This is a genomic window from Isoptericola sp. NPDC057653, from assembly GCF_042799955.1.
In the GTDB taxonomy this organism is placed as follows: domain Bacteria; phylum Actinomycetota; class Actinomycetes; order Actinomycetales; family Cellulomonadaceae; genus Isoptericola.
Map to the genome: position 1 here is coordinate 1 of NZ_JBHVHP010000006.1, position 2,095 is coordinate 2,095.

General features: G+C 58.7%; 1 rRNA gene. It reads left to right on the top strand.

The window, feature by feature from the left end:
* Positions 1-215 precede the first annotated feature (215 nt).
* Positions 216-1,737: ribosomal RNA gene (locus tag ACFU9A_RS21725) — 16S ribosomal RNA — on the top strand.
* The last annotated feature ends 358 nt before the right edge of the window (positions 1,738-2,095 follow it).

Here is a 2,095-nt window from a genome sequence, read left to right on the forward strand (position 1 = left end):
TTGAGGGGTTGCCCCGGCGGGGTCGGAATCGAAGGGTTCTGGTCTTGTGGGTGTGCGTCGGTTGTTTGAGAACTCAACAGTGTGTTTGATAGTCAATGCCAATTATTTGGAATCTTTGATGGTTCCTATGGATCGGACTGAGCAGTTCAGCTTGGTCTGGCCAGTATCGAATGGACACTGACATCTCCTCGTGGGGTGTGTGGTGTTGTTTCTCTTTTACGGAGAGTTTGATCCTGGCTCAGGACGAACGCTGGCGGCGTGCTTAACACATGCAAGTCGAACGGTGAAGCCCAGCTTGCTGGGTGGATCAGTGGCGAACGGGTGAGTAACACGTGAGCAACCTGCCCTCCACTTCGGGATAAGCCTTGGAAACGGGGTCTAATACCGGATATGAGCCTGCATCGCATGGTGTGGGTTGGAAAGTTTTTCGGTGGGGGATGGGCTCGCGGCCTATCAGCTTGTTGGTGGGGTGATGGCCTACCAAGGCGTCGACGGGTAGCCGGCCTGAGAGGGCGACCGGCCACACTGGGACTGAGACACGGCCCAGACTCCTACGGGAGGCAGCAGTGGGGAATATTGCACAATGGGCGAAAGCCTGATGCAGCGACGCCGCGTGAGGGATGACGGCCTTCGGGTTGTAAACCTCTTTCAGCAGGGAAGAAGCGCAAGTGACGGTACCTGCAGAAGAAGCGCCGGCTAACTACGTGCCAGCAGCCGCGGTAATACGTAGGGCGCAAGCGTTGTCCGGAATTATTGGGCGTAAAGAGCTCGTAGGCGGTCTGTCGCGTCTGGTGTGAAATCCCGAGGCTCAACCTCGGGCTTGCATCGGGTACGGGCAGACTAGAGTGCGGTAGGGGAGACTGGAATTCCTGGTGTAGCGGTGGAATGCGCAGATATCAGGAGGAACACCGATGGCGAAGGCAGGTCTCTGGGCCGCAACTGACGCTGAGGAGCGAAAGCATGGGGAGCGAACAGGATTAGATACCCTGGTAGTCCATGCCGTAAACGTTGGGCACTAGGTGTGGGGCTCATTCCACGAGTTCCGTGCCGCAGCTAACGCATTAAGTGCCCCGCCTGGGGAGTACGGCCGCAAGGCTAAAACTCAAAGGAATTGACGGGGGCCCGCACAAGCGGCGGAGCATGCGGATTAATTCGATGCAACGCGAAGAACCTTACCAAGGCTTGACATGCACCGGAAACACCCAGAGATGGGTGCCCCGCAAGGTCGGTGCACAGGTGGTGCATGGTTGTCGTCAGCTCGTGTCGTGAGATGTTGGGTTAAGTCCCGCAACGAGCGCAACCCTCGTCCTATGTTGCCAGCGGGTTATGCCGGGGACTCATGGGAGACTGCCGGGGTCAACTCGGAGGAAGGTGGGGATGACGTCAAATCATCATGCCCCTTATGTCTTGGGCTTCACGCATGCTACAATGGCCGGTACAGAGGGCTGCGATACCGTAAGGTGGAGCGAATCCCAAAAAGCCGGTCTCAGTTCGGATTGGGGTCTGCAACTCGACCCCATGAAGTCGGAGTCGCTAGTAATCGCAGATCAGCAACGCTGCGGTGAATACGTTCCCGGGCCTTGTACACACCGCCCGTCAAGTCACGAAAGTTGGTAACACCCGAAGCTCATGGCCCAACCGGTTCGCCGGGGGGAGTGGTCGAAGGTGGGACTGGCGATTGGGACTAAGTCGTAACAAGGTAGCCGTACCGGAAGGTGCGGCTGGATCACCTCCTTTCTAAGGAGCATCTGATACCCCCGTGAAGCGTCACGGCCTGGCCGCAGGGTTTCCTGTGGTGGGTGTGTGGTGTGGGGGTCAGGCAGACCATCTGAGGCGCCGACAGTGCGCCTGGTGGTTGCTCACGGGTGGAACATTGACTAGAAGGACTGGTCGGGCTGTTGCCGGCTGGTGAGTACACATCGTGTTCGGAGCGTGTCTTCGGGCTGGGTCTTCGGGCCGGGTGGCGGAAAGCTGGTGGTGAGGGTCGGGTTGGTTCGCAAGCACACTGTTGGGTCCTGAGGCAATCGGCGTCCCGGGTTCTGCTGTGCTGGTCTTGTGTGTTGTGGCCCTGAGGGTTGCGGCGCGTGGGGTCGGC